Here is a 25,477-nt window from a genome sequence, read left to right on the forward strand (position 1 = left end):
CGCACGGCCCTGAAAGGCGGCGGAGAGCGTGTCGGAGGCCCTGTGTAGGCTTGCCGTGTGCCGGACAAAGAACAGCCTACCCTTCTCATCATCGACGGACACTCGCTCGCATTCCGGGCCTTCTACGCCCTGCCGGTCGACAGTTTCTCCACCCGCGACGGGCAGCACACCAATGCCATCCACGGCTTCATCGCGATGATGATCAACCTGCTGAAGGCCGAGAACCCCACGCACCTGGCGGTGGCCTTCGATGTCTCGCGCTCGTCGTTCCGCACGCGTGAATACCCCGACTACAAGGGCACCCGTGGCGAGACGCCGCCGGAGTTCGTGGGGCAGGTGCCGTTGCTGCAGGAGGCCCTGCACGCTCTCGGCATCATCACCATCGAGAAAGAAGACTTCGAGGCCGACGACATCCTCGCCACCCTCGCCCTGCAGGGCACCGAGCAGGGCTACCGCGTGCTCGTGGTGTCGGGCGACCGAGACGCCATCCAGCTCGTCAACGACAAGGTCACACTGCTCTACCCCTCGCGGCAGGGCGTCTCCGACCTCACCCGTTACGACGTCGAGAAGGTCTTCGACCGCTACGGCATCCGGCCCGAGCAATACCCCGAGATCGCGGCCCTGGTGGGCGAGACGAGCGACAACCTGCCCGGCATCCCGAAGGTCGGCGAGAAGACCGCGGTCAAGTGGCTCAACCAGTTCGGCTCGCTCGACGCCATCCTCGAGCACCGCGACGAGATTCCGGGCGTCGTGGGCAACAACCTGCGCGAATACGCCGACAACGCCATCCGCAACCGCAAGCTCAACCGGTTGCTCACCGACGTCGATCTGCCGGTCGGGCCCGCCGACCTCGCGCGGCAGCCGGTCGACGAGCAGCAGATGCGCGACGTGTTCGCGCGGCTGGAGTTCCGCACGCTGCTCGATCGCATCCTCAAGCTCGAGGGCATCGCCGGCGATTCCGAGGTCGGCCTCGCCGCCGCGGCCGAAGCAGCCGCGAAGGCCGAGAACGCCCCGACCCCGGTCACGCTGCTCGACGACGAGCTCGCGGCCTGGCTGAGCCGGCATTCCGAGACGCCCGAGGCCGTGGCATCCGACACCCCGGCGAGCCTCGTCGCGGGAGCGATCGCCGTGCACATCGAGACGGTCGACGGCTACCCGATCGCCATCGGGCTGGGCACCGCCCACGAGACCGTCTACCTGCCGTGGACGGCAGACGACCCGGCCTACGCACCCCTCGTGGCCTGGCTCGCCGGCCCGAGTCCGAAGATCTTCTTCGACGCCAAGCGCCAGATCAAGACGTTGCGCTCGGCCGGGCTCGAGGTCGCCGGTCTCGCCTTCGACCCGGTGATCGCCGCCTGGTTGCTGAAGCCCGACTCGAGCACCGACCGCTCGCTGGCCCAGCTCGTCGACCGGCACCTGCTCGAGACGCTGCCGACGCCCGATCCCAATCAGTTGGTGCCCGACACCGACACCGTCGTGGGCCCGGCCGGCGAGGCCTGGTATGTCTGGCGGGTGGCTCAGGCGCTCTCCGCCCTGCTCGACGACCGCACCCGCCGGGTGCTGACCGAGATCGAGATGCCCACCCTCATGGTGCTGGCGCAGATGGAGATGACGGGCGTCACCGTCAGCCACCCCGAACTGGCCGAGCTGTCGACCGAGCTCGGCGACACCGCCGCGCAGATCGCCTCTGAAGCCTTCGGCATCATCGGCCGCGAGATCAACCTCGGTTCGCCGAAGCAGATTCAAGAGGTGCTGTTCGACCAGCTCGACATGCCGAAGACGCGCGCCACGAAGACGGGCTACTCCACGGATGCCGGGGCTCTCGCCGATCTTCAGGCCTCGAATCCCCATCCCTTCCTCGGTCTGCTGCTCGCCCACCGTGACGCCACGAAGCTGCGCCAGATCATCGAGAGCGTCGACAAGGCGATCGCCTCCGACAACCGGGTGCACACCACCTACGTGCAGACGGGGTCGAGCACGGGCCGCATCTCGTCGACCGATCCCAACCTGCAGAACATTCCCGTGCGCACCGAAGAGAGCCGGCGCATCCGTCAGGCCTTCCAGGTGGGCGAGGGCTTCGAATCGCTGCTCACGGCCGACTACTCGCAGATCGAGATGCGCATCATGGCGCACCTGTCGCGCGATGCCGGCCTGATCGACGCCTTCCACTCCGGCGAAGACCTGCACCGGTTCGTCGGCTCGCGCATCTTCTCGGTGGAGCCCGAAGACGTCACGCCCAACATGCGCACGAAGGTCAAGGCCATGTCGTACGGACTGGCCTACGGGCTGTCGGCCTTCGGGCTGTCGAAGCAGCTGCGCATCGAGACCGCCGAGGCCAAGCAGCTGATGACCGACTACTTCGAGCGTTTCGGCGGCGTGCGCGACTACCTGCGCAATGTCGTCGTGCAGGCCAAGGTCGACGGCTACACCGAGACCATCTTCGGCCGCCGCCGCCCCTTCGCGAACCTCAACAGCAACAATCGCGTGCTGCGCGACAACGACGAGCGCGCCGCCCTCAACGCCCCCATCCAGGGCAGTGCGGCCGACATCATCAAGATCGCCATGATCAACATCGCCGCCGATCTCGATGCCCAGCAGCTCGCCTCGAAGATGCTGCTGCAGGTTCACGACGAGCTCGTCTTCGACGTCGCGCCGGGAGAGTGGGACGCCCTGTCCGCCATCGTGACCGCCCGCATGTCGACCGCGGCCGACCTCTCGGTTCCGCTCGAGGTGCAGGTGGGCCGCGGGCAGAACTGGAACGACGCGGCGCACTGAGTTGCTGCCGTGGGGGCCGTGCTTCGCGCGGCCTCCACGGGCGCCGCCGGTCCCCGCCCGGCGTCGCGCGACATGTGCCGACGCGGTCGCTGGCGCGGCCACGCCGACACCCTGGGTCGTCGAGCACGGCCTGTTGCGTTCGTGCGCCGTCCCTCCAGGTCGCGCGACATGACCGCGAGCCGCCCGAGGCGCGGCCACGCAAACACCTCGGATCGAGGAGCGCGGCCTGATGCGTTCGTGCGACGGTCTCGCCAGACGTCGCACATGTGCTCGAGCGGTCGCTGGCGCGGACACGCCGACACCCGGGGTCGTCACGGCGGCCTGGTGCGGTCGTCGCCGATCTCGGCGGGTGCGGCGGCGGGTGCCGACGCGGTCGCGCCGTCAGTGGGCCTGTGGTGGTGGCGGCGCTCACTGGAAGTCTCGGGAGCGGGTCTTGGCGCTCAGCACGAGCGGTTCGAAGCGGTCGGCCACGAGGTTGGTGACCCCCTCCGCGGAGCGTTCGAGCAGACCCCGCACGATCATGGCGGGGGAGTCGCGGGCGATGCGGCGATAGCGTTTCCAGACGCCGACGCCGCAGATGATATTGAGGATGCCCGTCTCGTCTTCGATGTTCATGAAGGTGATGCCGCTCGCGGTCGCCGGGCGTTGCCGGTGGGTGACCACCCCGCCGACTTCGATGCGGCGACCGGTCTCGGCGGCGACCAGGTCGGCGATCGACAGCGCCCCGCGCATCCGGAGTTCGTCGCGCACATGATGCAGCGGGTGATCGTCGGGCGAGATGCCGGTGGCCCAGAGGTCGTAGACCACCTGTTCTTCGGCCGAGAGCATCGGAAGCAGCGGCGGTTGCACCGACACGAAAGTGCCGGGAAGGTATTCCGCCCGGTCTTGGGAGGCATTGCCGGCCTCCCACAGCGCTTCGCGTTTGGTGAGGCCGAGTGATTCGAAGGCACCCGCGGTGGCGAGCGCCTCGAGCTGGGCGGTGGTGAGGCTCACGCGGCGGGAGACGTCAGCCATGCTGAGGTAGGGGCCGCCGCGCTCCCGCTCGTCGACGATGCGCTCGGCCAGGCCCTTTCCGATCGAGGTGACCTCGGCCAGCCCCAGCCGAACGGCGAGCCGGCCGTCGCGCCGGTGCTCGGCCGTGCGGTCGGGAGCCTGGCGGTCGAAGGTGTTCTCGACCAGTGGTGGCTCGTCGAGGCAGCTGTCGAGCCCGGTCTCGGCGACCTGCTCGTCGCCGGTTGCGGCGAGCAGCAGGGGTTCGAGGCCTGCGTCGACCCCCGAGCGCTGGATGTCGGGCCGCCGCACCTCCACCCCGTGCCGTCGGGCATCGGCCGTCAGCGTCTGCGGGGAGTAGAACCCCATCGGCTGCGCCCGCAGCAGGGCGGCGAGGAAGGCGGCGGGGTAGTGCAGCTTGAACCACGAGCTGGCATAGACCAGCAGAGCGAAGCTCGTGGAGTGGCTCTCGGCGAAACCGAAGTTCGCGAACGACTCGATGCGCATGTAGATGCCGTCGGCGAGCTCGCCGACGATGCCGTTCTCGGCCATGCCGACATAGAGCTTGTCTTTCAGCGACGAGATCTTCTCCAGACCGCGTTTGGAGCCCATCGCCCGGCGCAGCAGATCGGCGTCGTCGGCCGAGCATCCGCCCACGGCCATGGCCATCTGCATCAGCTGCTCCTGGAACAGCGGCACCCCGAGGGTGCGCTCGAGCACGGGCTTGAGCTTCGGGTGCATATAGGTGACCTCTTCGAGGCCGAGCTTGCGCCGGATGTAGGGATGCACGGCACCGCCCTGGATGGGGCCCGGGCGGATGAGGGCGATCTCGACAACCAGATCGTAGAACCGGCGGGGCTGCAGCCGAGGCAGTGTGCCCATCTGCGCCCGGCTCTCCACCTGGAAGACGCCGATCGAGTCGGCCCGGCAGAGCATGTCGTAGACGCCCTGCTCTTCTTTGGGGATGTTGTCGAGAGTCCAGCGCGTGCCCGTGTTCTGTGCCACCAGCTCCATGGTCTGACTGAGCGCCGTGAGCATGCCGAGGCCGAGCAGATCGAACTTCACGAGCCCCATCCAGGCGCAGTCGTCTTTGTCCCACTGCAAGACGGTGCGGTCGTCCATCCGGGCGTTCTCGATCGGGCAGACTTCACCGACGGGGCGGTCGGTGAGCACCATGCCACCGGAGTGGATGCCCAGGTGGCGGGGGAACTTGAGCACCTCGGTGGCGAGGGCGATCACCTCGGCAGGGATGTCGTGATCGTCGGTCTCGACCGCCGGCCCCCAGCGCTCGATCTGCTTCGACCAGGCGTCTTGCTGCCCCGGGCTGTGCCCGAGCGCCTTCGCCATGTCTCGCACCGCGAACTTCGGCCGGTATTGGATGACGTTGGCCACCTGGGCGGCGTTGCGGCGCCCGTATTTGGCATAGACGTATTGGATGACCTCCTCACGGCGATCGGAGTCGAAGTCGACGTCGATGTCGGGCTCTTCTTCGCGCATGCTGGAGAGGAAGCGCTCGAACGGCAGCTCGCGAGCGATGGCGTCGACGGCGGTGATGTCGAGCAGGTAGCAGACCGCCGAGTTCGCGGCGGAACCCCGGCCCTGACAGAGGATGCCGCGGCTGCGCGCCTCGCGCACGATGTCGTAGACGATGAGGAAGTAGCCGGGGAAGTCTTTCATCTCGATCACGCCGAGCTCTTTCTCGATGCGCGCCCAGTCGTCGGCACTCGCGTGCGGATATTTTCTCGGCACCGCGTCGAGCACCAGGTGCCGCAGCCACGACATCGGCGTGTGCCCCTCAGGCACCTCCTGCTTCGGCAGCTTCGGCTTGGCCATGCGCAGCTGGAACGACAGATCGGCCGCCACCTCGACCGTGCGTTCCACGGCGCCCGGGTAGCGGGAGAACCGCTGTGCCATCTCGGCGCCGGACCGCAGGTGCGCGGTCGGCGAGGCCGGCAGCCAGCCATCGAGCTCGTCGAGACTGCGCCGGGCGCGCACGGCGGAGAGCGCCTGCGAGAGACGGTGCTGAGCGGGAGTGGCGTAGTGCACGTTGCCGGTCGCCACGACTCCGAGCCGACGACGCTCGGCGATCGTGAACAGGGCGTCGTTCGCCGCGCTGTCGAGTGGATCGCCGCGATCGAAGAGTTCGACGAGCACATTGTCGCGGCCGAACAGCGCCACCAGCCGATCGACCTCGTGCTCTGCCGCCTCGGCACCCTCGAAGGCGAGGGCCTGCCGCACCGGACCTTTGCGGCATCCGGTCAGCACCGTGAAATGCCCCTCGCTCTGCCCCGCCAGCTCGTCGAGGTCGTAAAGAGGGCGGCCTTTCTCGGCGCGGGGGGCGAGCTGAGCCGAGGTGATGGCTCCGGCGAGGCGGTGGTAGCCCTCCTGCCGGCGCGCCAGCACCAGCAGATGCGAACCCTCGGGATCGGGCACGCCGTTCTGCGGCTTGCTCAGGTCGAGCGAGAGTTCGGCACCGAAGATCGTGGCCACATCGTGCTTCTCGGCCGCCTCGGCGAATCGCACGATGCCGTAGAAGCCGTCGTGGTCGGTGATGGCCAGGGCGTTCAACCGCAGCCGAGCGGCTTCTTGGATGAGCGACTCGGGGGAGGACGCACCATCGAGAAAGCTGAAGTTCGAGTGCGCGTGCAGCTCGGCATAGGGCACGACCGACTTCTCGTCGACCGCCGGCAGCAACGGTTCCGATGGCTCGTAGGCGGCCCGTTTGCGCGAGTGGGTCTCTTCGCTCGCCATCTTCTCTTCAGGCCGGCTGCGGCCCGAGAGCGTGCGTTCCAGTTCTGACCAGGGGATGGCCGGGTTGTTGAAGCCCATCTCAACCTCCCGCCTTCGGCGCCGGCGGGAGCGTCGGCGCGGTCGCCGGCTGCGCGGTGAAGAGCGTCTGCTCAGTCATACCGGGCCTCCGCACGCCAGACCTGGCCTTCGAGGGCGAGCAGCCACGCCATGCCGTCGGCGTCGACCACCTGGAAGCGATCGAGTCGGCGTCGTTTGTCGGAATCCCACCATCGCTCATAGACCGGCCACGGCCCGGCCCAGGCTTCGAGCGGCCGAAGGCCCTGGCCGGAAGGGTTCTCGGAGAAGAACACCGGCGGAGCCGAGAGGTCGCCCCGTTCGGTGACGGCCACCGGATCACGGTCGGCCGCGAGAACGACCACCGGGCGCGGCTTCTCGAACACCGTCGTCGGCAGAGGCGGCGGCAGGCTGCCCGGCCACGGAGCGATCTGCTCGGCCGCCGAGGCCTTCTGCCGCCCGCGGGGTCGCGGGGCGCGAGGTGCCTTCTCGGGCACCCGGTCGCCCCAGGGGATGAGCAGCTGGCGCTCGCGCGGCGAACGGCCGCCGCCGATCGAGGCGGTGAGCACGCCCTCGTGGCCGACGATGCTCTGCACCCTCGAGAGCCCGTGATGGATGCGTTCGTCGGAGCCGCTGCCCCAGAGACCGGTCTCGTGGTGGGAACTGTGATCGATCGTCTCGGCGACGATGCGCACCCGGGTGACCGGTGACGAGAGCGCGCTCTCGATCGTGCTGCCTCCCTGCAGCTGCCAGCGAACCCGGTCGACGACGTCGCTGGAGCCGAACCAGCGCGGGTGCAGCCAGCTGCGTTCGCGCACCTCTCCCCGTTCGGTCGTGATCTCGACCCGCAGCGCCGTGCACACGAACATCGCCGTCGCCAGGTCGTCGATGAACCGGTCGCTGGCGGCTCGGATGCCGAAGGTGATCTGGTCGATGCGGTCGAGCGGCGGCTCGAAGTCGCTCACGCTCTCCCGCACCTCGGGCGGGATGCGAGGGGTGACCTGCGTGCCGTCGAGACCACCCGCGCGGGCGTGCGCCCGGGCTCCGGGCTCGCCGAACCGGGTGCGCACGTCGTCGGCGGGCAGCCGGGCGAAATCGCCCAGGGTGCGGATGCCGAGCCGCCAGAGCAGCATGGTCAGCTCGTCTTCGTCGAGAAGCTGCAGGGGCAGCCCCGCCAGGAACCGGGGCGACTCGTTCTCGGGCACGATGCGGATGAGGTCGACCCCCGGCAGTCGTGCCGCCTGATCGGCCGCGAACATGCCGTCGGCGATGCCGACGCGGGCATCCGTCACCCCCAGCTCGGCGAAGCGCTCGAGAAAGGCCAGAGCCGCGGCATGTTCGTCGCCGTAATATCGCGCCGGCCCCCTCGCCCTCAGGGCACAACTGCCGGCCCGCACGATCTGCACGTGCGGGCTCATCTCTTCGAGCGCCGAGATGAAGGGCTCGAAGGCGCGATTGACCCGCACCGGATCGTGCACGAAATCGAGCAGCCGTGGGCTTCGCGCCTGGGCTTCGCGGATGCGCAGCCCTCGCCGCACACCGTCGGCCCGGGCTGACGCCGAGCAGGCATAGACCAGCCCTTTCTCGATGACGGCGATCGGCTCGTCGAGCGAGACCTCCTCGAACCCCGCGGTCGCGACGACGGGCCAGTCAGGGCACCAGACCACCATGGTGCGCACCGGGGCGATGGCCGCGTTCATCCGGCCACCACCTCGTGCAGAGCCCGCACCGGGGAGGCCGCCGTGCCCAGCACCGGCCGGAACAGCTCGTCGCCGTCGGGCAGCCACAGCCGCGCGCGACGCGGGCGCCCCGCGCCGCCCCGGGCCGTGACCGACACCATCGCCTGCCGGGCGGTGAGATGACCGTGCCCGACCCCGATGCCCGACCAGGAGCTCTCGGTGATGCGCAAGGTCGCCTCGCTCTGCGGCCAGTCGCCGAGCACGATGAGTGTCGCGTCGCGCTGACGGATGCGCGCCTGCAGCCGCGCGATCGACGAGTCGCTCACCCGCCCGGGCAACCTGGTCACCACCACCCCCACCACGTCGGCCATCGCCGCCGTGACGGTGAGCCACTCGTCGCCCGGGTCGGGCACCAGGGCGAGACGATCGAGGTCGATGCCGAAACGGGCAGCCGCCTCGACCCCGAAATCGGGCATTCCGACCACCCCGCACCACACGCCGTCAGACGATGGGCCGGCCATCAGCGCCATCACCAGTGCCGTCGATCGCTCGACCGAATAGGCGGCGCCCGAGCGGAGCGAGCCGCCCGGCAGCAACCCGGTGAGGGCGGGATGGGTGCGCACGCTGCGGGTGTCGAGTTTCGTCGCCTGCATCTGCTGGATGCGGGACTGCAGCGCCCTGATCTCCTCGCCCGCCGGAGCGGGGGAGGAGAGGGTGAGAGCCGCATCTGCCATGCCCTCATATTCGAACATATGTTCGAATAAGTCAATCGAGCCCGAGAGCCTGTGGAGAGTCGATTCTCTCTCCACAACCTGTGCCGCTCAGCATCCGGCGTCAGCCCCGTACCCTAGGGTCGAAACATGACCAGCACGACAGTACCGAGCTCCGCCGACACCCGCCCCCAGACCGAGATCGACCTCATCGCCGAGCGCTGGGTCGACACCCTCGTCGAGCTGGAACCCGTGCTCGGCACCTACATCGGCCGCTCCGAGGTCAACGACCGCTACGGCGATCTGTCGCCCGCGGGGCACGAGCGCTACATCGCCGCCGTCTCGTCGGTGCTGGCCGAACTCGCCGTGGCCACCCCGGTCGACGAGGTCGACGAGGTCACCAAGACCGATCTCGCCAACGAGCTCCGGCTCACCCTCGCGAGCTCCGATGCGCGACTGCACCTGCGCGACCTCAACGTCATCGAATCGCCGAGTCAGAGCATCCGCGAGGTCTTCGACCTCATGCCGACCGATACGACCGACGACTGGTCGACGGTGGCCAAGCGGCTCTCCGCCGTCGAAGAGGCGGTCGACGGCTACATCGTCACCTTGCGCGAGGGCATGCGCGAGGGCATCACGCCGGCCAGGCGGCAGGTGGTCGAGGTGCTCGCGCAGGTGCGCAAGCACTCCGGGCCCGAGAGCTTCTTCACCGAGTTCGCCGCCTCGGCCGCCCCGAAACAGGGTGAGCTGCCGGCATCGCTCCAGGCCGACCTCGAACGCAACGCCGTGACCGCCGCCGAGGCCTACGCCAAACTCGCGCAGTTCCTCGAGAACGAACTCGCTCCGGTCGCCACGAAGCAGGATGCCGTGGGCCGCGCCAGCTACGCGCTGCAGTCGCGCCGGTTCCTCGGCGCCGTGATCGACCTCGACGAGACCTACGAGTGGGGCATCGAGGAGCTCGGGCGCATGGTGCGCGAGCAGGAAGCCATCGCCGAAGAGATCAAGCCCGGGGCATCCGTTCACGAGGCCATCGCCTTCCTCGACGCCGACGACAGCCGCAAGCTGTACGGCACCGACGCCCTGCAGGCCTGGATGCAGGCCACGAGCGACCGGGCCGTCGAAGAACTCGGCAAGACGCACTTCGACATCCCGCACGAGATCCGGGCACTGGAGTGCATGATCGCCCCGACCCACGAGGGCGGCATCTACTACACCGGTCCCACCGACGACTTCTCCCGTCCCGGCCGCATGTGGTGGTCGGTGCCAGACGGGGTCACCGAGTTCGACACCTGGCGCGAGTTGACCACCGTCTACCACGAGGGCGTTCCGGGCCACCACCTGCAGATCGGCCAGGCGGTCTACAACCGCGCCAAGCTCAACACCTGGCGCCGCCAGCTCGCCGGCACGAGCGGTCACGCCGAAGGCTGGGCACTCTACGCCGAACGCCTGATGGAAGAACTGGGCTACCTCGATGACCCGGCCGACCGCCTCGGCATGCTCGACGGGCAGCGGATGCGTGCCGCTCGCGTCGTGCTCGACATCGGGGTGCACCTGCAGAAGCCCCGCCTCGACGGCAGTGGGGTGTGGGACGCGGATTACGCCCTCGAATTCATGCGCCGCAACGTGAACATGGATGACGCGTTCATCCGCTTCGAGGTCAACCGCTACCTCGGCTGGCCGGGCCAGGCGCCCTCCTACAAGGTGGGTCAGCGCATCTGGGAAGAGATCCGCGACGTCTACCGGGCCCGCGAGAAGGAGGCCTTCTCGTCGAAGGAGTTCCACCGTCGCGCCCTCGACCTCGGGGGAGTCGGCCTCGACACACTCCGCTCGGCCCTGCTCGGCTGACCGCCGACGCTGCGGCCATCCGGAGCGCCTCAGGGAATGCTCGACGGTTCTCGAACGTTCTATTGGATGTCGCTGGAAACGCGGCTTGCTGCGCATGCAACTGCGCGGCTAGACTAAATCGTCACTCTTGTGACCATCCATCCGCCTGCCAGTCGCGGAAACAACCCACGCAAGCGAACAGCTCGCACCAGTCGCGGCCGGCCCGAACTATGTCCATAACGGAGCAACCACTACATGACAATCGTAACGACCGAAAAGGCAACCAAGCAGGTCGCCATCAATGACATCGGATCTGCTGAAGACTTTCTTGCCGCGGTCGAAAAGACTCTGAAATTCTTCAACGACGGAGACCTCATCGAAGGCACCGTCGTGAAGATCGACCGCGACGAGGTCCTCCTCGACGTCGGTTACAAGACGGAGGGCGTCATCCCTTCGCGTGAACTTTCCATCAAGCACGATGTCGACCCGACCGAGGTCGTTCAGGTCGGTGACTTGGTCGAGGCTCTCGTCCTCCAGAAGGAAGACAAAGAAGGCCGCCTCATCCTGTCGAAGAAGCGCGCCCAGTACGAGCGTGCGTGGGGCGACGTCGAGAAGATCAAAGACGCCGACGGCGTGGTGACCGGTTCGGTCATCGAGGTCGTCAAGGGCGGTCTGATCGTCGACATCGGCCTCCGCGGCTTCCTGCCGGCCTCGCTCATCGAGCTGCGCCGTGTTCGCGACCTGACCCCATACTTGGGCCAGGAGATCGAGGCGAAGATCCTCGAGCTCGACAAGAACCGCAACAACGTCGTGCTGTCGCGCCGCGCCCTGCTCGAGCAGACGCAGTCCGAGAGCCGCACCACCTTCCTCAACAACCTCCAGAAGGGGCAGGTCCGCAAGGGCGTCGTCTCGTCGATCGTCAACTTCGGTGCGTTCGTCGACCTCGGCGGCGTCGACGGTCTCGTGCACGTCTCCGAGCTGTCCTGGAAGCACATCGAGCACGCCTCCGAGGTCGTCGAGGTTGGCCAGGAGGTCACCGTCGAGATCCTCGAGGTCGACCTCGACCGTGAGCGCGTGTCGCTCTCGCTCAAGGCCACCCAGGAAGACCCGTGGCAGGTGTTCGCCCGCACGCACGCGATCGGTCAGGTCGCACCGGGCAAGGTCACCAAGCTCGTTCCCTTCGGCGCGTTCGTTCGCGTCGCCGAGGGCATCGAGGGCCTGGTGCACATCTCCGAGCTGTCGGGCAAGCACGTCGAGCTCGCCGAGCAGGTCGTGTCGGTCGGCGACGAGGTCTTCGTCAAGGTCATCGACATCGACCTCGAGCGTCGCCGCATCAGCCTCTCGCTGAAGCAGGCGAACGACGGCGTCGACCCCGAGGGCACCGAGTTCGACCCCGCACTCTACGGAATGCTCACCGAGTACGACGACCAGGGCAACTACAAGTACCCTGAGGGCTTCGACCCGGAGACCAACGAGTGGAAAGAGGGCTTCGACGCCCAGCGCGAGAAGTGGGAGCAGGAGTACGCCGAGGCCCAGGCTCGCTGGGAAGCTCACAAGAAGCAGGTCGCGGCGTCCAACGCCGAGGCGCTCACGAGCGACATCCCCTCGGGTTCGAACTCGTTCTCGAGCGAGTCGACCGGCGCCGGCACCCTTGCCGACGACGAGACCCTCGCCGCACTGCGCGAGAAGCTCAGCTCGAACTCCTAAGCAGTTCTGCAACACACGGAAGGCCGTCCCTCAGGGGGCGGCCTTCCGGCCGTTAACCGTGCGACCGCTAGCATGAACTCGTGTACGTGATCGCACTCACCGGGGGCATCGCCGCCGGAAAATCCACGGTGGCCCGACGACTGCGCGAACTCGGTGCCGTCACCATCGACGCCGATCGCCTGGCCCGTGAGGCGGTGGAGCCGGGCACCCCCGGGCTCGCCGCCATCAGCGAGCGGTTCGGGGCATCCGTCATCGCCGACGACGGCTCGCTCGACCGGGCAGCCCTGGGCGCGATCGTGTTCTCTGACGAGCAGGCCCGCCTCGACCTCAACGGCATCACGCACCCGGCCGTCGGCGAACTGCTGAAGCAGCGGCTCGGCGAGGCAAAGGCCGCCGATCCCGGCGCGATCGTGGTCTACGACGTTCCCCTGCTCGCCGAGAGCGGGGGGCGCCGCGGCGGCCTCTTCGAGTTCGTGATCGTGGTCGTGGCTCCGGCCGAGCAGCGCGTCGAGCGCCTGGTCGAGTTGCGTGGGATGTCGCGCGATGAAGCCGCACGTCGCTTCGCGTCGCAATCGGGCGATGCCGAGCGCCGGGCCCTCGCCGATGTCGTCATCGATTCGGGCGGCTCCCTCGACGAGACGGTGGCGCAGGTCGACGCGCTCTGGCCGGACATCGTCGCCCGCGCGAGCACGGCCGGAGTCGCTGCCACCGACGACGAGCGGCAGGCGCCGGCTGGCGCGACGGATGCCGCCCTCGACACCGCCGACTCGCCGGCCACCGACCCCGCAGCGCCCGACTCCCGGCCTGCCGCATCTGCGGCGCCTGTCTCCTCGCCCGCCGGCGCCGCAGCGCCCGACTCGCCGGACACCGCATCCGCAGCACCCGGCACCGTAGCGAGCGGGGCCGCAACATCCGGCGACCGCCGCCGCGATACCCCGACCGCCGGCTGAACGGGGGGACGCGCCGATGAGCACGATCGACCTCAACGCCGATCTCGGCGAATCGTTCGGTGCCTGGACCATGGGCGACGATCCCGCCCTGCTGGCGATCGTGTCGAGCGCCAACGTGGCCTGCGGATTCCACGCCGGCGACCCGGCCCGCATGCTCGAGACCGTTCGAGTGGCCGCCGCCCGAGGCGTCGCGATCGGCGCTCACGTCTCCTATCCCGACCTCCGCGGATTCGGCCGCCGCGACCTCGAGCTGCCGGTCGCCGACCTGATCGCCGATGTCGTCTACCAGATCGGCGCCCTGAAGGGCATCGCCGCCGCCGCCGGCACCCGCGTGCGCTACGTCAAACCCCACGGCGCCCTCTACAACCGCATCGTGCACGACGACGAGCACGCCTCGGCCGTCGTCGACGCGATCGTCGCCGTCGACCCTGCGCTGGCGATCGTGGGGCTTGCCGACTCCGAGGTGGCGAGCATCGCCGACGCCGAAGGACTGCGTTTCGTGCCCGAGGCATTCGCCGACCGCGCCTACCGCAGCGACGGCAGCCTCGTGCCGCGCAACCAGGCGGGAGCCGTGCTGCACGACGCCGAAGAGATCGCCCAACGGATGCTCCGCCTCGCCGCCGAGGGCGTGGTCACCGCGATCGACGGCACCGACATCGCCGTCTCGGCCGAGACCATCTGCGTGCACGGCGACACTCGCGGTGCCGTCGACATCGCGCGTGCTCTGCGCCGCCGGCTCGAATCCGCGGGCCTCACGATCGCTTCGTTCTCGGCGCGATGAGCATGATTCCGGCCAGACCGCCGGGCCCACCGAGCGCCCGAGACGGGCAGGTCGGGATGGCAGCGCCGGTCATCCTGCCGGTGGGCGGGTCGGCGGTGCTCATCGAACTGCCCGTCCTTGCGTCCGCAGACACCACGAAGGCGGGCTCGACGCACGTCGGGGCGTCATCGGCGAACGTGCCGCTGGGCGCGTCCGCGGCCGCGAAGCCGATCGACCTCTACCGCGCCCTGCGCGCCACCGCGCCGTCGTGGGTGACCGAGCTGGTGCCCGCGGCGACCACGGTGCTCGTCGTGTTCGACCGCGCATCCGTCGGTCTGACACCGCTGCTGGCCTGGATCGATCGCGCCCTCTCGGCTCCGGCCGCCCCCTCGGCTGTGGCGGCCTCAGCGGCAGCCGCGCTCGGCTCCTTGGTCGAGATCGCCACGCGCTACGACGGCGCCGACCTCGCGACCGTGGCCGAGCTGGCCGGCCTGACCGTCGACGGGGTGATCGCGGCGCACAGCGAACAGACCTGGACCGCCGACTTCATCGGCTTCGCCCCGGGCTTCGCCTATCTCTCAGGCGAGAACGACCTGCTCGCCGCGCCCCGCCGGTCGACTCCGCGGCCGGTCGTTCCGGCGGGCTCGGTCGCTCTCGCCGCGGGGTACTGCGGCATCTACCCCCGCGAGTCGCCGGGCGGCTGGCACCTCATCGGCACCACGACCGCCTCGCTCTGGGACGCCCGCCGCACCGAACCCGCCCTCCTCGCACCGGGCACGCGCGTCAGGTTCGTGCCCGATGAGTGACACGCTGCCTCGAAGGACCCGTGCGAGCGACCCGCCGCGCGCTCACGTGCGCCCGGCGGTCGACAGTCCAGTGGCCACCCGATTGCTGCCCGGTGGGCGATGGTCGCGCTCGATGTCGCGGCCCCTCATCGTCGCCACCCCGAACCGAAGCACAGACGCATGGGCTCGTCATTCTCACGCGGCTCCGGATGCCGCTACCGGGGTGTCGTCATGAACTCCGGCACCACGCCTCCCAACCAGGCGGCCTGGTTCGACGTCGTCGCCGGCGGGCCGCTCACGCTGCTGCAAGATGCGGGCCGCCCGGGGTATGCCCATCTGGGTGTGACGGCGTCGGGCGCGGCAGACCGCGCGGCCTACACGGCGGCGAACCGCCTGGTGGGCAATCGGCCCGGCGCCGCGTGCCTCGAGACGGTCTTCGGCGGCCTCGAGCTCGTGGTGCGCCACACGGCCCTGCTCGCAGTGACCGGCGCGCCCGCGTTCGTGATCGTGACGCGCGCGGCCGGCAGCGCAGACAAGGGCGAGGCCGCCACCGAGCCCTGTATCCCCGCGGCGCGCGAGACCGTCGTGCCCACCGGATACTCGTTCACCGTGTGGCCGGGGGATCGCGTGCGCCTCGTCGCGCCCGAGCGCGGGCTGCGCAACTACGTCGCCGTGCGCGGCGGCTTCGACGCCGAGCCGACGCTCGGCAGCCGCTCCACCGACGTGCTCAGCAGACTGGGGCCGCCCGCGATCGCCGCCGGCGACCACCTGGCAGTCGCTGACGAGGCAGGGGAGTGGCCGGCAGCCGAATCGATCCCCCCGCGGCGGTCGATCGACGGTCCGGCACTGCTGCACGTCACGCGAGGCCCGCGGGACGACTGGTTCGGCGACTCCGGCTGGCAGACGCTCCTGTCGGGCACCTGGACCGTCGGCATCGAGTCGAACCGGGTGGGTATCCGGCTCGGCGGCGAGCGTCGCATCGACCGCCTGCCGGGACGCGGCGGCGAACTCCCGAGCGAGGGCATGGTGGCCGGAGCCGTGCAGGTGCCGCCGAGCGGCCAGCCCGTCGTGTTCCTGCGCGACCACCCCGTCACCGGCGGCTACCCCGTGATCGGCGTGCTCACCGCAGCGGCGCTCGATGCCGCCGCGCAGCTGCGACCGGGCGACTCCGTGCGGCTCGCCGCCTCCGTTGCCTCAAACGTCTCCGCCGCCGACTGAAAAAGCTGCAAATAACGACGACCGACGCCCTATACGGCCTCGGTCGTCGTCATTTGCAGCTTTTTGAGAGCGAGCACGCGCCCGGCATCAGCCGAACAGCATCGCCGCCTCGTCGTAACGGTGCTGCGGCACGGTCTTCAGCTTGCCGAGCGCCTCTTCGAACCCGACCGTGACGATGTCGGTGCCGCGCAGGGCCACCATCTGCCCCCACGAACCGCTCTGCACGATGTCGCTGGCCGCCATGCCCAGCCGCGTGGCGAGCACCCGGTCGTAGGCCGTGGGCACACCACCGCGCTGGATGTGCCCGAGCGTCGTCGCCCGGGTCTCGATGCCGGTGAGGTCTTCGATCATCGGCGCGAGACGCTCGCCGATGCCGCCGAGGCGGGGGCGGCCGAAGGCGTCGAGTCCGCGCTCGGAGTGCGGGTCGTCTTCGTGGTCGGGTTTGAAGCCCTCGGCCACGACGACGAGCGGCGCGCGACCTCGGTTGGCCGCGCTCTGCACCCATTCGGCGATCTGCTCGAGACTCGTCTTCTGCTCCGGGATGAGGATGGCGTGAGCACCCGCGGCCATGCCCGAGTGCAGCGCGATCCAGCCGACGTGCCGGCCCATGACCTCCGCCACCATGCAGCGGCTGTGGCTGTCACCGGTGGTGCGCAGCCGGTCCATGGCCTCGGTCGCGATCTCGACCGCCGTGTCGAAGCCGAAGGTGTAGTCGGTGGCGTCGAGGTCGTTGTCGACCGTCTTCGGCACGCCCACGATCTTGAGGCCGGCGTCGGTCAGCCGCTTGGCCGCCGCGAGGGTGCCCTCGCCGCCGATCGCCATGATGGCGTCGATGCCCAGCCGGTCGAGGGTCTCCTGGATGCGCTCCGGGCCGCCGTTGCCCTCGAACGGGTTGGTGCGCGAGGTGCCGAGGATGGTGCCGCCCTGCTTGCCGATGCCGCGCACGTCGCTGCGCTCGAGCGGGATGATGTCGCCGTTCACGACTCCGCGCCAGCCGTCTCTGAACCCGACGAACTCCTGGCCGTTGATCTCGGTGCCCTTGAGCACCGCTCCCCGGATGACGGCGTTGAGACCCGGACAGTCTCCTCCGCTGGTCAGAATTCCAATTCTCATGTGTCTGCCTCGAGGTGGTGGTGAGGTGGTGGGATGCTCGGCGTGACGCTGTGAGCGAGCACCGACCCTGGTGTCGGTGGTCCTCCCTAAACTTAATGCATGGAACCCACTCGCTCTGTTCACCCTTTCGAGGTCATCAGTGACTACACCCCGAGTGGCGACCAACCCGCGGCCATCGCCGAACTCGCCGGCCGCATCAACGCCGGTGAGACGGATGTCGTTCTCCTCGGCGCCACCGGAACAGGCAAGTCCGCCACCACGGCGTGGTTGATCGAGCAGGTGCAGCGCCCCACCCTCGTGCTCGCCCACAACAAGACCCTGGCCGCCCAGCTGGCGAACGAGTTCCGCGAGCTCATGCCGAACAACGCCATCGAGTACTTCGTCTCCTACTACGACTACTACCAGCCAGAGGCCTACGTTCCGCAGACCGACACCTTCATCGAGAAAGACAGCTCGGTCAACGCCGAGGTCGAGCGGCTGCGGCACTCCACCACGAACTCGCTGCTCAGCCGCCGCGACGTCGTGGTGGTCTCCACCGTCTCCTGCATCTACGGCCTGGGCGCCCCCGAGCAATACCTCAACGCGATGATCGCCCTCCAGGTGGGCGACAAGGTCGATCGCGACTGGCTCATCCGCCGCTTCGTGTCGATGCAATACCAGCGCAACGACGTCGACTTCTCGCGCGGCAACTTCCGGGTGCGCGGCGACACCATCGAGATCATCCCGATGTACGAAGAGCTCGCCATCCGCATCGAGATGTTCGGCGACGAGATCGAGGGCCTCTACAGCCTGCACCCGCTCACCGGCGACATCGTGAAGAAGCTCGAGAACGTCTCGGTCTTCCCGGGTTCGCACTACGTGGCCGACACCAACGTCATGCACCGCGCGATCGAGACCATCCAGACCGAGCTGCACGACCGGCTGGCCGAGCTCGAGCGCGAGGGCAAGCTGCTCGAGGCCCAGCGCCTCCGCATGCGCACCACGTTCGACCTCGAGATGATGCAGCAGATCGGCTTCTGCTCCGGCATCGAGAACTACTCCCGGCACATCGACGCCCGGGCGCCGGGCGAGCCCCCGCACTGCCTGCTCGACTTCTTTCCCGACGACTTCCTCGTCGTGATCGACGAGTCGCACGTCACGGTGCCGCAGATCGGCGCGATGTACGAAGGCGACTCCTCGCGCAAGCGCACCCTGGTCGACCACGGCTTCCGTCTGCCGAGTGCCCTCGACAACCGGCCGCTGAAGTGGAACGAGTTCAAAGACCGCGTCGGCCAGACCGTCTACCTCTCGGCCACGCCCGGCAAATACGAGATGGGCATCGCCGACGGCGTGGTCGAGCAGATCATCCGCCCCACCGGCCTCATCGACCCGACGCTGATCGTGAAACCCTCCAAGGGCCAGATCGACGACCTGCTCGAAGAGATCCGCCTGCGCTCGGCGCGCGACGAGCGCGTGCTCGTGACCACGCTCACGAAGAAGATGGCAGAAGAGCTCACCGACTTCCTCACCGAGGCGGGCGTTCGGGTGCGCTACCTGCATTCCGACGTCGACACCCTGCGCCGGGTCGAGCTGCTCACCGAGCTCCGTCAGGGCGTCTACGACGTGCTGGTCGGCATCAACCTGCTGCGCGAGGGCCTCGACCTGCCCGAGGTGTCGCTGGTGGCCATCCTGGATGCCGACAAGGAGGGCTTCCTGCGGTCGTCGACGTCGCTCATCCAGACCATCGGCCGTGCGGCTCGAAACGTCTCGGGCGAGGTGCACCTCTACGCCGACAAGATGACCGACTCGATGCGCCTGGCCATCGACGAGACCGACCGCCGGCGCGAGAAGCAGGTGGCCTACAACACGCTGAACGGCATCGACCCGCAGCCGCTGCGCAAGCGCATCGCCGACATCACCGAGGCTCTCGCCCGCGAGGGTGCCGACACCGCCGAGCTGCTGCGCGAGCGCTCGGGCCGGGGCAAGAAGGCCCCCACCCCGAACCTGCGGCGCGAGGGCATCGCGGCGGCCGGCGCCAACGACCTCGAGTCGATCATCGCCGACCTCAACAGCCAGATGCTCGAGGCCGCGGCCGAGCTCAAGTTCGAGCTCGCCGGTCGCCTGCGCGACGAGGTCTCCGAGCTCAAGCGCGAGCTGCGGCAGATGGAGAAGGCCGGCCACATCAGCTGACGGCGGAGGCCCGGCGGCGGCGGCGACTCAGCTGCCGCCCCAGGCCCGTCCGCACCTGCGACTCAGCCCTGAGAGGTCAAGCCGTGAGCGTAATCCGGCACCGGTGTCGGTGGGTCGCCATAGACTTTCGGGGTGTCGATTTCGAGCGTAGATTCCCTGGATTCCGTTGACTCCTTCGTGCCCTCCTTCCTCGCCCCCACGGGCAAGCTGAGCGTGCACGGGGCGCGGGTGCACAACCTGCGCGACGTCAGCATCGAGATTCCCCGAGACTCCCTCGTGGTCTTCACGGGCCTGTCCGGTTCGGGCAAGTCGAGCCTCGCGTTCGACACGATCTTCGCCGAGGGCCAGCGCCGATACGTCGAGAGCCTGAGCGCGTACGCGCGCCAGTTCCTCGGCCAGGTCGACCGACCCGACGTCGACTTCATCGAGGGCCTCAGCCCCGCGGTGTCGATCGACCAGAAGTCGACCAACCGCAACCCCCGGTCGACCGTGGGCACGATCACCGAGATCTACGACTACATGCGTCTGCTCTGGGCGCGCATCGGCGTACCGCACTGTCCCATCTGCGGCGAGCTCATCTCGGCGCAGACGGTGCAGCAGATCGCCGATCAGCTCATGGAGCTCGAGCCCGGCGTGCGCTACCAGATTCTCAGCCCGGTCATCTCGCAGAAGAAGGGCGAGTTCGTCGACCTCTTCAAAGAGCTGAGCGCGAGCGGCTACTCGCGGGCGATCGTCGACGGCGACATGATCCAGCTCGCCGAGCCGCCGAAGCTGAAGAAGCAGTTCAAGCACGACATCTCGGTGGTGGTCGACCGGCTCGTGGCGGGCCCCGACATCCTGGGCCGTCTCACCGACTCGCTCGAGACCGCCCTGCGGCTCACCGACGGTCTGGTGCAGATCAACTACGTCGACGAGAACGGGCCCGAAGCCTGGGCCACCTTCTCCGAGAAGCTTAGCTGCCCCAACCAGCACCCCATCCAGCTCACCGAGATCGAGCCGCGCACCTTCTCGTTCAACGCCCCGTTCGGCGCGTGCCCCGAGTGCTCGGGCCTCGGCACCCGCATGTCGGTCGACCAAGACCTGCTGCTCGGCGACGAAGACCTCAGCATCAACGACGGCGTCATCATCCCGTGGACGACGCAGGGCAAGGGCCTTTTCCAGTACTACGAGAAGCTGCTCGACGGCCTCGCGCGCGACCTCGACTTCTCGCTCAACACGCCGTGGAAGAAGTTGAAGCCCGACGTGCAGGAGGCGATCCTGCGCGGCAACAACTTCGAGGTCAAGGTCAAGTGGAAGAACCGCTACGGCCGCGAGATGAGCTACACCTCGGGCTTCGAGGGCGTGATGCCTTACATCGAGCGCCAGTTTCTGCAGGCCGAGAGCGACTCGCAGCGGGCACGCTGGAGCGAATACCTGCGCGAGGTGCCCTGCCCCGTCTGCAACGGCAAGCGACTCAAGCCCGAAGTGCTCGCGGTCACCGTCAACGGTCACAGCATCGCGGATGCCGCGGAGCTCAGTCTCGCCGACGCACAGCGGTTCATGGGAACCCTCGTGCTCACCGATCGCGAAGCGATGATCGGTGCGCAGGTGCTGCGCGAGATCAAGGCCCGGCTCGACTTCTTGATCGAGGTGGGGCTCAACTACCTCAACCTGGCGCGCTCGGCCGGGTCGCTCTCGGGTGGCGAGGCCCAGCGCATCCGTCTGGCGACCCAGATCGGTTCGGGGCTCACGGGCGTGCTCTACGTGCTCGACGAGCCATCGATCGGGCTGCATCAGCGCGACAACCGCCGGCTGATCGACACCCTGGTGAAGCTCAAGAGCCTCGGTAACACCCTGATCGTGGTGGAGCACGACGAAGACACCATCCGCACCGCCGACTGGATCGTCGACATCGGGCCGGGTGCCGGCGTCAACGGCGGCACGGTGGTGCACTCCGGGCACTACGACGAGCTGCTCGCTAACACCGATTCACTCACCGGCGACTACCTCGCGGGGCGCAAGTCGATCGCGGTGCCGAAGAAGCGGCGGCCGATCGACAAGAAGCGCATGATCACGGTCGTCGACGCCGAGGCCAACAACCTCAAGAAGGTCACGGCCGACTTCCCGCTCGGGGTGATGACGGCGGTCACGGGTGTCTCGGGCTCCGGCAAGTCGAGTCTCGTGAACGACATCCTCTACCGCGTGCTGGCCAATCAGCTGAACGGGGCGCGAAAGCTCCCCGGCAAACACAAGCGGGTCACCGGGCTCGACCAGCTCGACAAAGTCGTGCACGTCGACCAGGCGCCGATCGGCCGCACCCCGCGGTCGAACCCGGCGACCTACACGGGGGTGTTCGACCGCATCCGCACGCTCTTCTCCGAGACCGCCGAGGCGAAGGCTCGCGGCTATCTGCCGGGTCGGTTCTCGTTCAACGTCAAGGGCGGCCGCTGCGAGGCGTGCTCGGGTGACGGCACGATCAAGATCGAGATGAACTTCCTGCCCGACGTCTACGTGGCGTGCGAGGTGTGCGGTGGGTCGCGCTACAACCGCGACACCCTGAGCGTGCACTACAAGGGCAAGAGCATCTCCGAGGTGCTCGACATGCCCATCAGCGAGGCGGCCGAGTTCTTTGAGCCGATCTCGGCCATCCACCGCTTCTTGAAGACCCTCGTCGAGGTCGGCCTGGGTTACGTGCGGCTCGGCCAGAGCGCGACCACCCTGAGCGGTGGCGAGGCGCAGCGCGTGAAGCTCGCGACCGAGCTCCAGCGGCGGTCGAACGGCCGCAGCGTCTACGTGCTCGACGAGCCGACGACGGGCCTGCACTTCGAAGACGTGCGCAAGCTGCTGCTCGTGCTCAACGGGCTGGTCGATAAGGGCAACACCGTGATCGTGATCGAGCACAACCTCGACGTGATCAAGTCGTCCGACTGGGTCATCGACCTCGGTCCCGAGGGCGGTTCCGGCGGCGGCACGGTCATCGCCACGGGCACACCCGAGAAGGTCGCCAAGACGGAAGGAAGCCATACCGGCAGGTTCCTCGCCGAGGTGCTCGCGCAGAAGTAGCCATGGCAGACACCGTCAGTTACCGCCCGAAGGCGGGGGAGATCCCGACCCAGCCGGGGGTCTACCGGTTCAAAGACGCAAGCGGCCGCGTGCTCTACGTGGGCAAGGCGAAGAACCTGCGCGCCCGCCTGAGCAACTACTTCGCGCCGTTGCGCAGTCTGCACGAGCGCACCCGCCGCATGGTCACGACCGCAGCCGGCGTGGAGTGGACCGTCGTAGCCACCGACATCGAGTCGTTGCAGCTGGAATACACCTGGATCAAGGAGTTCAACCCGCCGTTCAACGTCAAGTTCCGTGACGACAAGACCTACCCGTTCATGGCGATCACGCTGGCCGACGAGTCGCCGCGGGTGATGGTGACGCGCAACCACAACATTCGGGGCGCCCGCTACTTCGGGCCCTACCCGAAGATCTGGGCGGTCAAAGACACCGTCGATCTGATGATCAAGGCGTTCCCCATCCGCACCTGCTCCGACTCGAGCTACAAGCACGCGATGCAGACCGGCCGCCCCTGCTTCCCGGGCCAGATCGGCCGCTGCGGCGGCCCCTGCTCGGGTCGGGTGACCATCGAGGAGCACCGCGAGATCGTGAACGACTTCGTGGCCTTCATGGCCGGCGGCGACAAGCGTTTCGTCACCGCCGCCTCGAAGAACATGCGCGAGGCGGCCGAGCGGCAGGACTACGAGTCCGCCGCGAAATACCGCGATCAGCTGCAGGCCCTCGAGGCGGTGCTGGCCAAGAGCGCCGTGGTGCTCGCCGACAGTGTCGACGCCGACCTGTTCGCCATCGAGCACGACGAGCTGGCGGCATCCGTTCAGCAGTTCATCGTGCGCGGCGGCCGCATCCGCGGTGAGCGCAGCTGGACGGTCGACAAAGAGATCGACGTCGACACGGCCGAACTGGTCGACTCGATCCTGCAGCAGGCCTACGACGGCGACGAGCCGCCGAAGGAGATCATCGTTCCGGCGCTGCCCGACGACCGCGACGAGCTCGAGACCTGGCTCGGCGAGCGGCGTCAGAAGGGCAAGGTGCGGCTGCGCACCGCCCAGCGCGGTGAGAAGGCCGCCCTCATGCAGACCGCCACGATGAACGCCAAGAACAACCTCATGCTCTACAAGACCCGGCGGTCATCCGACTTCGTGGCCCGGTCGCAGGCGCTCACCGACATCCAGGAGGCCCTGGGCATGACGGATGCCCCGCTGCGCATGGAGTGCTTCGACGTGTCGCACCTCGGCGGCACGAACATCGTGGCGTCGATGGTGGTGTTCGAAGACGGGCTCGCCCGCAAAGACCAGTACCGCCGGTTCTCGATCGCCGACTCCACCGACGACACCGAGTCGATCTACCAGGTGCTCACGCGCCGGCTCGCATACCTGAAAGAGGAGCCGAAGACGGATGCCGACGAAGCGGTCTTCGGCGTGGGCGAAGGTCCGGTCGAACCCACCAGACGCAAGAAGTTCTCCTACCCGCCGAACCTGCTGATCGTCGACGGCGGGCAGCCTCAGGTCAACGCGGCCGCCCGTGCGCTCGAGGAGTCGGGCGTGCAGGGCATCTTCCTGGCCGGAATCGCGAAGCGGCTCGAGGAGGTGTGGCTGCCCGACACCGACTACCCGGTCATCCTGCCGCGTGGCAGCGAGGCGCTGTTCATGATCCAGCGCATCCGCGACGAGGCGCACCGCTTCGCGATCACCCACCAGCGGTCGCGGCGAAAGCGCGACATCACGTCGGTGCTCACCGAGATCCCGGGGCTAGGCCCGTCGCGCGTGCGCGAGCTGCTGCGGCACTTCGGTTCGGTCGCCGAGCTCAAGAAGGCCGAGCCGTCGGCCATCTCCGAGGTGAAGGGAATCGGTCCGCAGCTCGCCGCCACCGTGCATCACCAGTTGCACTCGTGAGATACTGAGGGATATTCATTCCCTTTCGAACGGCACTGTATGATCACTTACGAGCTCACGGACGTCACGAGGGTCGACAGTACCGGCGCAGTGCTTCGACAGCTGCGTGCCCTCGAACCTCGGGCAGCCACCGAGCACACGCCAGCGGTCGACGTGGGCGATCTGGGTGGCTGGATGCCGAGCGAATCGATCACTGATCCGGCCTCGCCCCATGCCGGTCAGCCTCGCCTGTCAGGCCTGGCGTGGGTTCACGACGATGCCCGGATCCTCGGAAATGCCGTCGTCCAGGGTCAGAGCCACGTCTTCCGAAACGCCCGCGTCGAGGGCGAGGCGCGGGTGAGCGGTTCCGCGTGCGTGTCGGGCAGCGTCCGAGTCGAGCATCACGCTCACATCTTCGGCGAAGCGGAGGTCTGGGGCTCGGCCATCGTGACGGGCTACGCGCAGGTCTTCGACATGGCCAGGGTGAGAGGGCATTGCCATGTCGACGATCTGACGAGGGTGGGCGGCACAGCGTCAGTCCACGGCCACGCTCGCATCGAGGGTAATGCGATCGTCTGGGATCAGGCCATCGTCGGAGGATTCGCAACAGTCGGCGGCACTGCTCAGATCAGCGGCAAGGCTCGGATCGACGGAAGCCACTCCTCGAATGGAGCAAGTCCGGTCGTGATGGATGCGAAGGTCTCGGGCACGACGATCATCACCGGGATGGCTCAGGTGCGGGCGCCACTCTCGATCGCGGGGCGCGCGATCATCGACGAAGACGCGCTCATCGAGTCGGTCACCCATGTGCTGTACCTCGAGTCGATGGGGCCCAACGACAACGCCCTGACGGTTTTCCGCACCGCCGGCAACTCGGCACGGGTTCACCACACCTGTTGGAGCTGGAGTCATGGGCCCCTCCACGAGTTGTTACCCAATGCTGCTGCCGAGGTCAGGCGCACGTCGTACGGTGACCTCGCAGCGTCGTACATCCGTCAATACGAACTCGTGATCGAGGTCGCGCGCGAGCGAATGGCGTTCTGGCCCCAGCGTCAGGGAGGGTGACCGGCAAGCCCGAT

The 25,477-nt window shown here is 68.3% G+C and carries 14 protein-coding genes and 1 pseudogene; 11 read left to right on the forward strand and 4 right to left on the reverse strand.

Annotated features, from left to right (window positions below):
• Nucleotides 1-57: 57 nt before the first annotated feature.
• Nucleotides 58-2,775, forward strand: a complete 2,718-nt coding sequence (gene polA / locus N1032_RS06020) for a DNA polymerase I (protein WP_259538104.1) — start codon at nt 58-60, stop codon at nt 2,773-2,775.
• A 408-nt stretch (nt 2,776-3,183) separates the two neighbouring features.
• Here polA and N1032_RS06025 read toward each other — a convergent pair whose 3' ends face one another.
• The 3 genes from N1032_RS06025 to N1032_RS06035 all read right to left on the reverse strand — a co-directional run bounded on the left by N1032_RS06025 (nt 3,184) and on the right by N1032_RS06035 (nt 8,983).
• Nucleotides 3,184-6,594, reverse strand: coding sequence for an error-prone DNA polymerase (locus tag N1032_RS06025; RefSeq protein WP_259538105.1), 3,411 nt, complete (start codon nt 6,592-6,594; stop codon nt 3,184-3,186).
• A 71-nt stretch (nt 6,595-6,665) separates the two neighbouring features.
• Nucleotides 6,666-8,270 carry a DNA polymerase Y family protein gene (locus N1032_RS06030; RefSeq protein ID WP_259538106.1) on the reverse strand — a complete coding sequence of 535 codons (1,605 nt, stop codon included), beginning with the start codon at nt 8,268-8,270 and terminating at the stop codon, nt 6,666-6,668.
• The gene (locus N1032_RS06035; RefSeq protein ID WP_259538107.1) at nt 8,267-8,983 is read right to left on the reverse strand and encodes a hypothetical protein; all 717 of its coding nucleotides are present in this window, start codon (nt 8,981-8,983) and stop codon (nt 8,267-8,269) included. The genes N1032_RS06030 and N1032_RS06035 overlap by 4 nt, the downstream gene beginning before the upstream one ends.
• A gap of 126 nt (nt 8,984-9,109) precedes the next feature.
• Between N1032_RS06035 and N1032_RS06040 the strand changes: the two genes are divergently transcribed.
• The 6 genes and pseudogenes from N1032_RS06040 to N1032_RS06065 all read left to right on the forward strand — a co-directional run bounded on the left by N1032_RS06040 (nt 9,110) and on the right by N1032_RS06065 (nt 16,203).
• The gene (locus tag N1032_RS06040) at nt 9,110-10,804 is read left to right on the forward strand and encodes a DUF885 domain-containing protein (protein WP_259538108.1); all 1,695 of its coding nucleotides are present in this window, start codon (nt 9,110-9,112) and stop codon (nt 10,802-10,804) included.
• 234 nt (nt 10,805-11,038) lie between these two features.
• The gene (rpsA, locus tag N1032_RS06045; protein ID WP_259538109.1) at nt 11,039-12,490 is read left to right on the forward strand and encodes a 30S ribosomal protein S1; all 1,452 of its coding nucleotides are present in this window, start codon (nt 11,039-11,041) and stop codon (nt 12,488-12,490) included.
• An 80-nt stretch (nt 12,491-12,570) separates the two neighbouring features.
• Nucleotides 12,571-13,164: pseudogene (gene coaE, locus N1032_RS06050) on the forward strand (dephospho-CoA kinase); the annotation flags it as partial.
• Nucleotides 13,165-13,456: 292 nt separating this feature from the next.
• Nucleotides 13,457-14,221: a LamB/YcsF family protein gene (locus N1032_RS06055; protein ID WP_259538110.1), complete on the forward strand. Its 765-nt coding sequence runs from the start codon at nt 13,457-13,459 to the stop codon at nt 14,219-14,221.
• Nucleotides 14,222-14,277: 56 nt separating this feature from the next.
• Complete coding sequence (locus N1032_RS06060) at nt 14,278-15,006, forward strand: 5-oxoprolinase subunit B family protein (RefSeq protein ID WP_259538111.1); 729 nt, start codon at nt 14,278-14,280, stop codon at nt 15,004-15,006.
• Nucleotides 15,007-15,165: 159 nt separating this feature from the next.
• Nucleotides 15,166-16,203 (forward strand): 5-oxoprolinase subunit C family protein, encoded by a 1,038-nt coding sequence (locus N1032_RS06065; protein WP_259538112.1) that lies wholly within the window; start codon nt 15,166-15,168, stop codon nt 16,201-16,203.
• An 87-nt stretch (nt 16,204-16,290) separates the two neighbouring features.
• Here N1032_RS06065 and N1032_RS06070 read toward each other — a convergent pair whose 3' ends face one another.
• Complete coding sequence (locus tag N1032_RS06070) at nt 16,291-17,316, reverse strand: 6-phosphofructokinase (protein WP_259538113.1); 1,026 nt, start codon at nt 17,314-17,316, stop codon at nt 16,291-16,293.
• 99 nt (nt 17,317-17,415) lie between these two features.
• Here N1032_RS06070 and uvrB point away from each other — a divergent pair, with 99 nt between their 5' ends.
• The 4 genes from uvrB (at nt 17,416) to N1032_RS06090 (ending at nt 25,463) form a co-directional block, all read left to right on the forward strand.
• Nucleotides 17,416-19,485, forward strand: a complete 2,070-nt coding sequence (gene uvrB / locus N1032_RS06075) for an excinuclease ABC subunit UvrB (RefSeq protein WP_259538114.1) — start codon at nt 17,416-17,418, stop codon at nt 19,483-19,485.
• A 177-nt stretch (nt 19,486-19,662) separates the two neighbouring features.
• The gene (gene uvrA, locus N1032_RS06080; protein ID WP_259538659.1) at nt 19,663-22,527 is read left to right on the forward strand and encodes an excinuclease ABC subunit UvrA; all 2,865 of its coding nucleotides are present in this window, start codon (nt 19,663-19,665) and stop codon (nt 22,525-22,527) included.
• Nucleotides 22,528-22,529: 2 nt separating this feature from the next.
• Nucleotides 22,530-24,419, forward strand: coding sequence for an excinuclease ABC subunit UvrC (gene uvrC / locus N1032_RS06085; protein WP_259538115.1), 1,890 nt, complete (start codon nt 22,530-22,532; stop codon nt 24,417-24,419).
• Between the two features lie 39 nt (nt 24,420-24,458).
• Complete coding sequence (locus tag N1032_RS06090; protein ID WP_259538116.1) at nt 24,459-25,463, forward strand: bactofilin family protein; 1,005 nt, start codon at nt 24,459-24,461, stop codon at nt 25,461-25,463.
• Nucleotides 25,464-25,477: the final 14 nt, after the last annotated feature.

This window comes from Herbiconiux daphne (genome assembly GCF_024979295.1).
Taxonomy (GTDB): domain Bacteria; phylum Actinomycetota; class Actinomycetes; order Actinomycetales; family Microbacteriaceae; genus Herbiconiux; species Herbiconiux daphnes.

Excerpts from the sequence above, each read along its gene's own strand:
- N1032_RS06040 (WP_259538108.1), top strand. The coding sequence starts at position 9,110 with ATGACCAGCACGACAGTACCGAGCTCCGCCGACACCCGCCCCCAGACC.
- rpsA (WP_259538109.1), top strand. The coding sequence starts at position 11,039 with ATGACAATCGTAACGACCGAAAAGGCAACCAAGCAGGTCGCCATCAAT.
- N1032_RS06025 (WP_259538105.1), bottom strand. The coding sequence starts at position 6,594 with ATGGGCTTCAACAACCCGGCCATCCCCTGGTCAGAACTGGAACGCACG.
- N1032_RS06035 (WP_259538107.1), bottom strand. The coding sequence starts at position 8,983 with ATGGCAGATGCGGCTCTCACCCTCTCCTCCCCCGCTCCGGCGGGCGAG.
- N1032_RS06070 (WP_259538113.1), bottom strand. The coding sequence starts at position 17,316 with ATGAGAATTGGAATTCTGACCAGCGGAGGAGACTGTCCGGGTCTCAAC.
- N1032_RS06065 (WP_259538112.1), top strand. The coding sequence starts at position 15,166 with ATGGGCTCGTCATTCTCACGCGGCTCCGGATGCCGCTACCGGGGTGTC.
- N1032_RS06055 (WP_259538110.1), top strand. The coding sequence starts at position 13,457 with ATGAGCACGATCGACCTCAACGCCGATCTCGGCGAATCGTTCGGTGCC.
- N1032_RS06030 (WP_259538106.1), bottom strand. The coding sequence starts at position 8,270 with ATGAACGCGGCCATCGCCCCGGTGCGCACCATGGTGGTCTGGTGCCCT.
- uvrC (WP_259538115.1), top strand. The coding sequence starts at position 22,530 with ATGGCAGACACCGTCAGTTACCGCCCGAAGGCGGGGGAGATCCCGACC.
- N1032_RS06060 (WP_259538111.1), top strand. The coding sequence starts at position 14,278 with ATGGCAGCGCCGGTCATCCTGCCGGTGGGCGGGTCGGCGGTGCTCATC.
- uvrB (WP_259538114.1), top strand. The coding sequence starts at position 17,416 with ATGGAACCCACTCGCTCTGTTCACCCTTTCGAGGTCATCAGTGACTAC.
- N1032_RS06090 (WP_259538116.1), top strand. The coding sequence starts at position 24,459 with ATGATCACTTACGAGCTCACGGACGTCACGAGGGTCGACAGTACCGGC.